This is a genomic window from uncultured Actinomyces sp. (assembly GCF_963526355.1).
Taxonomy (GTDB): domain Bacteria; phylum Actinomycetota; class Actinomycetes; order Actinomycetales; family Actinomycetaceae; genus Actinomyces.
This window is the reverse complement of sequence record NZ_CAUROW010000096.1, coordinates 1-6,754: the sequence shown is the minus strand read 5'-3', so window position 1 is coordinate 6,754 and position 6,754 is coordinate 1. Positions and strand designations below refer to the sequence as shown.

The window sequence follows — 6,754 nt, the reverse complement described above, 5'->3', positions numbered from 1 at the left end:
CGGTGGCGTTGGCCAGGTGGATGTCCTCGTGGCGCAGCACGCCCACGCACAGGGCGTTGACCAGCGGGTTCTCCTGGTAGGAGGAGTCGAACTCGGTCTCGCCGCCGATATTGGGCAGGCCCAGGGAGTTGCCGTAGGTGCCCACGCCGGCCACCACGCCGTGGACGACGCGCGCGGTGTCGGGGTGGTCGACGGCGCCGAAGCGCAACTGATCCATGACGGCCACGGGCCGCGCCCCCATGGAGATGATGTCACGCACGATGCCGCCCACGCCGGTGGCGGCCCCCTGATAGGGCTCGACGTAGCTGGGGTGGTTGTGCGACTCGACCTTGTAGGTCACTGCCCAGCCGTCACCGATGTCGACGACGCCGGCGTTCTCCCCCATCCCGACCAGGAGGTGCTCGCGCATCTCGGGGGTGGTCTTGGTGCCGAACTGGCGCAGATGGATCTTGGAGGACTTGTAGGAGCAGTGCTCGGACCACATGACCGAGTACATGGCCAGCTCGGCGTTGGTGGGGCGCCGGCCCAGCAGGTCGCGGATGGACTCGTACTCGTCGGCCTTGAGCCCCAGCTCCTTCCAGGGCATCTCCCGCTCGGGAGTCGCGGCGGCGTCGGCAACGGTGTCGGGGTGGTGGGCTGGGATCGCGGACTCGGGCGCCATGGGTGCTCCTGGTCGAAGAGGGAGTGCGGCCGGGCCAAGCCTACCCGCGCCCCCGCGGCGCCTCCCATCACCACTCGACTGGGGCAGCGCCCCATCCATGTCACATCCGAGACCCGCGGAATCCGACCGAGAAATGATGGCGAAACGACAACGGGGCGCCACGCCCGTGCTCAAAGTGCTGCGACTCACACGATTTGGGGGGAAGATCATGGCATGAGAGACATCGACGTCGCCCCGCTGCCCCTGTCGCACCTGGAGAGCCACCTGGACGAGGTGGCCATCAGACGACTGCACACGTGCCTGACGGGCGCCGAGGCCCTGTTGGAGGGACGCACCGTGTGGACGGTCACACCGTCGGCCGCCGCCGGCTCGGGACCGGCGGAAACAGTCGCACCCCTCGTGGGCTACTCCCTGGGCGCCGGCCTGGGCGTGCGCTGGTTGACTCTGGACGCCCCCGAGGAGTTCACCCGGATCGCGGCCCGCCTGCATGCCGGCATCCACGGGGACCGCGGCGACGGCGGCAAGCTCGGGGACAAGCAGCGCGACGTCTACGAGCACGTGCTGTCCTCCAACGCGGAGAACATCGTTGATGAGGTCCGTCCCGACGACGTCGTCATCCTCCACGACCCGCCCACTGCAGGCCTGGCCAAGGCGCTCAAGGCCGTGGGCGCCAAGGTCATCTGGCGCTGCCACGCCGGGGCCGAGGGGGCGGGCGAGGCCGCCGACTACGCCTGGGCCTTCCTGGACCGTTACCTGGAGGACGTGGACCTGGTGGTCGTCTCCCGTCCCGAGTACCGCCCGCCCTACATCGAGGCCGAGCGCTGCGCGGTCCTGGCCCCCTCGATCGACGCCGACTCCCCCAAGAACCGGGTCCTGGACCTGGACGAGGCCTGGTCGGTGGCGCGACTGTCCGGGATCTTCGCCGGCGAGCCGCCCTTCGAGGCCGTGCCCTTCATGCGTCACGACGGGCGCGCCGACGCCTTCCGTGGCCTGGCCGACGACCCGGTCCTGGCCGGTGGCCCGGCGCCACTGGGCGCCCGCGTCGTCACCCAGGTCAACCGCTGGGACCGCCTCAAGGGCGGTCTGGAACTGGTGGAGGCCTTCGCCGAGCACATCGCCCTGCTGCCCGAGGACGCCCACCTACTGCTGGTCGGCCCGACCCCGGACGGGCCCGAATCGCAGGCGGCCCTGACCCAGATCGTGGAGCGCTGCTCGGTTCTGCCCGACTCGGTCGCCTCGCGGATCCACGTTGCCGCGGTGAGCATGGAGGACCGGGAGGTCAACGCCACCGTCGTCAACGCCATCCAGAGGGTCAGCTCCGTGGTCACTCAGCGTTCCCTCATCGAGGCCTTCGGACTGACGGTGGCCGAGGCGATGTGGAAGAAGGCCCCGGTGGTGGCCTCCGCGGTGGGCGGCATCCGCGACCAGATCGAGGATGGGGTCGACGGCATCCTGGTCGACCCGGCCGACGGCGTCGCCTGGGCGGAGGCCGTGCGAGACCTGCTGCTCTTCCCCGAGCGGGCCCAGGAGATGGGGCTGGCCGCGCACGAGTCCGTGCGCCGGGAGTTCCTGTCCAACCGGCACCTGCAGGACCTCCTGCAGATCGTGGCGGACCTGGTCGGATGATCGGATCACTACCACCCTACTGATCGATGATCGGCCGCTCCTGGGAGCGGCCGATCATCGTTTTCCGGGACTCATCCAGGGGACTTCGTCACACGGTGAGCGAAGTTATCCACAGGTCATGTCCACAGGCTTGTGCAGGGGGGTGTGGGTTCCCCAGATGCCGCCAGTCCCCTTGTGCACAAGACCTGTTCGAGACCTTCAGCTCCGATGATCGATACCACTGGAGACTTCTTACAAACCCAGCCGCAGACCTTGGGGCACCATCTCCATAGACAGAGTTTTGCCTGAAAACATGGGGAAACCGTCCGATAGGTCCGTCTCTGACCGAAGGCTTTCGGCGGCAGCGGAAGCCGCGGCAGCGGCAGCACATTCTTCATCGTCACGCAACTCGAGCGTGACCATTCCGAGGGCATCCGGAGTGCGACGAACTCCGCCCTGCCAACAGTTCCACACAGGCTCGAAGCGGCTCTGTGGATAACTCGGCGAGGGCGGGGTACCCCCTTCCATACCTTGACGGCCATCAGGGGCACGGGCCGACCGGCGTCCTCAGACCGACAGCAGCGAGTCGATGGCGGAGTGGAAGATTCCCAGACCGTCGGTGCCAGTACGCGGGCCTACGAGCGAGCCGGGGCCGAAGCCGGGTTCGACGGCATGCTCGGGGTGGGGCATGAGGCCGACGACATTGCCGCGCTCATTGCGCACGCCGGCGATATCGCGGGCCGAGCCGTTGGGGTTGCCCACGTAGCGGAAGACGACGAGGCCCTCGCCCTCAAGCCGGTCGAGCTCCTCGGGCGAGGCGATGAAGTTTCCCTCCCCGTTCTTCATGGGGACGACGATCTCCTCCCCGGCCGTGAACCGGTTGGTCCAGGCGGTCTGCGCGTTCTCGATGCGCAGGCGCTGCTCGACGCAGATGAAGCGCTGGTTCGCATTGCGCAGGAGGGCGCCGGGCAGCAGGTGCGCCTCGGCGAGGATCTGGAAGCCGTTGCAGATGCCGAGCACGGGCATGCCCCGCTCAGCGGCGGAGACGACCTCCCCCATGACGGGGGCGAAGCGGGCAATGGCGCCGCAGCGCAGGTAGTCGCCGTAGGAGAAGCCTCCGGGAACGACGACGGCATCGACCCCGTGTAAGTCGGAGTCCTTGTGCCACAGGCTCACCGGCTCGGCCCCGGCCAGGCGCACGGCGCGGGCGGCGTCGACGTCATCGAGGGTGCCGGGGAAGGTGATGACGCCGATGCGGACGGCAGACGAGTCACTCACGGCTCACGCCTCCTCACCGGCGGTCTCATCGGCGGTCACAGAGATGACGTCCTCGATGATCGGGTTGGACAGGAGGGTGTCGGCGGCCTCGCGGGCGGCGGCCAGGTGCTCCTCGGTGACGGGGCCGTCCACGGTCAGCTCGAAGCGACGCCCCTGGCGCACGCCGGTGAACTGGTCGAATCCGAGACGGGGAAGGCTGGCGACGACGGCCTTCCCCTGAGGGTCAAGGATCTCGGGCTTGGGCATAACCTCGACGACGATGCGTCCCATGGGGGCTCCTCGGATAAGACGGGATGAGTGTGCGGCCAAGACTACCCGGACTCGACCGGGAGCATTCGTCTGGCCGGACGGCGGGCGCCCCGGGGCAGCATCCGCGGCGATCTCGAAGCGGTGCCAGGCAGTGCTAGCCAGCGCTGGCTGGCGCTTGCCGGCTCAGACCTGTCCGAGCCACTCGCCGGCCAGGCGGATCGCGACGATGCCCCCCAGGGTCAGGGCGGCGGTGGCGATGAGCCAGCCTGGTCCCAGGATGAGGGCGACGAGGGCGCAGACGACGGCACCGGCCAGCATGAAACCTCCCACGGCCCCGGCGACCCCCGCGGGGGCATGGGGCGACTGGTCGATGGTAGAGGTTCCCATGACCGGCTTGGGGCCCGAGCCCACAGTGGGGGCGGTCTCGTCCCCGCGATCGGAGGCGCCCGGAAGGAGCGGTCCGCGAGCGCGGGCCACCAGCCGGGCGGGATCGTTGACCTTGACGGTCCCGGTGGTCAGACCAGCAGCGGCATCGAGCACACCGGGTCTCCAGCGCTCAGCCTCGCGCAGCAGGGGCGTTCCTCCGGCCCAGGCCAGGTAACCGGCGGCGGCCACCAGCCCGGCACCACCGAGGACCGCAACGAGCCACGGTGGGATCCACAGGTGCCCGGCCTCGGCGTTGCGGGCCAGGTTCATGGCGGAGACGGTGGCCAGGGCCAGTCCCACGAGGGCGAAGGTCACGCCGGCCAGACGCTGCCTGCGCGCCACCGCGGGCCAGGGAGAACGGGGACGGACACCCGATCCCTTAGCGGGGCCGCGCCCCACGCCCCAGTCGGTACCGCCGCCCCGGGCCGTGCTCTCCTCGGGGTGCAGAGCGTTGGTCGCCGCCTCCCAGGCGCTGGACTCGGCCAGGATGCCCGCGTCATCCTCGGGGTCGGAGGCGGCTGCCGCATCGGGAGCGGCGGGTGGCGCCTCAGCTCTTGGGGCGCTGCCGCGCCCGACCCCGGGCCTGCTCTGGGAAACGGTGAAGACGCGGGTGGTCGGGGTAGGGACCCGGGGCACGCTCGGACCATCGACGGCGGTGGGGCGTACGACGGGCCGGGAGACCCGGTCCTCCTTGACGACGCCCCCATCAGTGGTAGCCCCATCCTGCCCGCTCGCAGCGGTGGCGGGACCGCTGGCGGAGACCTGGGCGGCCGACGCCGGAACCGAGCCGTCCACATCGGAGTCTCCGTCGGCCACGCCGGCGCCAACGGCAGGAGCGGGGGAATCGGTGGAGGGAGCGGACCCGGACCAGCCGGTGTCGCCATCGTCGACCTCGGTCAGGTCGACGGCAATGGCAGCATCGATGGCGGCGGCAGTGCCCGAGGCGATGGCCTGGGCAGCGGCCGAGCGCATGTCCTCCTCCGTCATCACTGCCGCACCGCCCACGTCCCCGCCTCCGGCCGCCCGGTCGGCGGGGCCGGAGGGGGCGGTCTGGACCGGGTTGTTTCCGGAGCGGGAGCCCCCGAGCCGCCCACTGACATCGGGCCGCGGGGAGGCGCTCTTCGCATTGGTGGCCTTCTTGGGCATGATGCCCCAGTTGACGGGGCCCCGCTCATTGTCGGGCCGTCGGTCGCGCGGGGTCATGAGATCACCTGTCCCAGAATGGAGGCGAGCCCCAGGGCCGCGAGTACGAAACCGGCGGCACCGAGCAGGAGCTGGCCGACGCGGATGAGGGTCTCGCCGGTGGAGGTCCCGGCCAGGCGCTCGTCGGCCGCGCGCCCGAGTGAGGTCGCGGCCAGCGCGGTGGTCACCGGGCCGGAGACCACGTCGAGGGTGGTCAGCTCGCGCCGCCCGGTCGACTCGGGCACCAGCACCTTGGTTCCCGGCACGGTGAGGGCGGCCGGCTCGGTTCCGGATCGGGCCGCTCCAGCACCATCAGTCCCGGCGCCCCGCAGGGAGGACTGGGAGCCCTGCCCCGCCTTGCCCCTGGTGTTCTTGCCGCTCGAGGAGCTGGCCGCCTTCTTGGCGGCCTCCGCCTCGGCCCGCCGACGGGCCTGGGCCGCGCGGACCCGGTTGCGCTCCAGACGCAGGCGGGGGGCGTTGACCACCAGGGATCGGGCGGAGACCCTCAGGGAGGCGAGCATGCCCAGCCCCACGAGGATGAGGGCGGTGCCGCCCAGGAGCCGGGAGGCCCTCGTGACCCCGAGGGCGGAGGTGATGGCTGCGGACAGGGCCAGCACGACGGTCAGGACGATCAGGCCGACGAGGAGGTAGAACCCCGGGCCCGGTTTGAAGGCGCGGGCGGCCGTGCCCGTGTCGGGGAGGTCTGAGGAGGGCGAGGACGGGGTCATGGCAGCTCCAGGGGGCGGCCGGTCAGCCGCTCGTAGGCCTCGAGGTAACGGGCCCGGGTCCGCTCGACGACGACGTCGGGCAGCGCCGGGGGCTCCTGGCCGCTGTCCCGGTCCCAGCCGGAGGCCGGCGAGCTGAGCCAGTCGCGCACGTACTGCTTGTCGAAGGAGGGGGTGGCCCGGCCTGGCACCCAGACGTCTGCGGGCCAGAAGCGGGAGGAGTCGGGGGTGAGGACCTCATCGCCCAGGACCAGATGCCCGCCCGAGTCGGTGCCGAGCTCGAACTTGGTATCGGCCAGGATGATGCCGCGCTCACGGGCGATCTCGGCGGCTCGGGTGTAGAGGACCAGGGTCGTCTCGCGCAGGGCGGTGGCGGCCACCTCCCCCACCATCTGGGTCACACGCTCGAAGGTGACGTTCTCGTCATGCTCGCCGAGCTCGGCCTTGGCGGCCGGGGTGAAGATCGGCTCCGGCAGGCGGGAGGCCTCGGTCAGGCCCTCGGGCAGGGGGACGCCGCACACGGACCGGCTCTGTTCGTACTCGGTCAGGCCGGAGCCGGTGAGGTAGCCACGGGCCACGCACTCCACCGGGTACATCTCCAGGCGCCGGCAGATCATGGCGCGCCCGG

At 70.9% G+C, this 6,754-nt stretch carries 7 protein-coding genes; 1 reads left to right on the top strand and 6 read right to left on the bottom strand.

Translation table 11 applies throughout. The annotated features are described in order from the left end of the window. Positions 1-661 (bottom strand): AIR synthase related protein (locus RWR81_RS11735; protein ID WP_314457919.1); only part of this gene is annotated, 661 nt, incomplete at its 3' end. Between the two features lie 213 nt (positions 662-874). Between RWR81_RS11735 and RWR81_RS11730 the strand changes: the two genes are divergently transcribed. Then, positions 875-2,287 (top strand): glycosyltransferase, encoded by a 1,413-nt coding sequence (locus RWR81_RS11730; RefSeq protein ID WP_314457918.1) that lies wholly within the window; start codon positions 875-877, stop codon positions 2,285-2,287. A gap of 546 nt (positions 2,288-2,833) precedes the next feature. Here RWR81_RS11730 and purQ read toward each other — a convergent pair. From purQ to RWR81_RS11705, 5 genes are all read right to left on the bottom strand, one after another. Beyond that, a complete protein-coding gene (gene purQ / locus RWR81_RS11725) occupies positions 2,834-3,544 on the bottom strand; it encodes a phosphoribosylformylglycinamidine synthase subunit PurQ (protein ID WP_314457917.1) in 711 nt (236 codons plus the stop codon). Between the two features lie 3 nt (positions 3,545-3,547). Next, positions 3,548-3,814 carry a phosphoribosylformylglycinamidine synthase subunit PurS gene (purS, locus tag RWR81_RS11720; protein ID WP_314457916.1) on the bottom strand — a complete coding sequence of 89 codons (267 nt, stop codon included), beginning with the start codon at positions 3,812-3,814 and terminating at the stop codon, positions 3,548-3,550. Positions 3,815-3,976: 162 nt separating this feature from the next. Beyond that, positions 3,977-5,422 carry a hypothetical protein gene (locus tag RWR81_RS11715; protein ID WP_314457915.1) on the bottom strand — a complete coding sequence of 482 codons (1,446 nt, stop codon included), beginning with the start codon at positions 5,420-5,422 and terminating at the stop codon, positions 3,977-3,979. Further along, the gene (locus RWR81_RS11710; RefSeq protein ID WP_314457914.1) at positions 5,419-6,129 is read right to left on the bottom strand and encodes a hypothetical protein; all 711 of its coding nucleotides are present in this window, start codon (positions 6,127-6,129) and stop codon (positions 5,419-5,421) included. The genes RWR81_RS11715 and RWR81_RS11710 overlap by 4 nt, the downstream gene beginning before the upstream one ends. Beyond that, a partial coding sequence (locus tag RWR81_RS11705; RefSeq protein WP_314457913.1) for a phosphoribosylaminoimidazolesuccinocarboxamide synthase occupies positions 6,126-6,754 on the bottom strand: 629 nt, incomplete at its 5' end. The genes RWR81_RS11710 and RWR81_RS11705, both read right to left, overlap by 4 nt.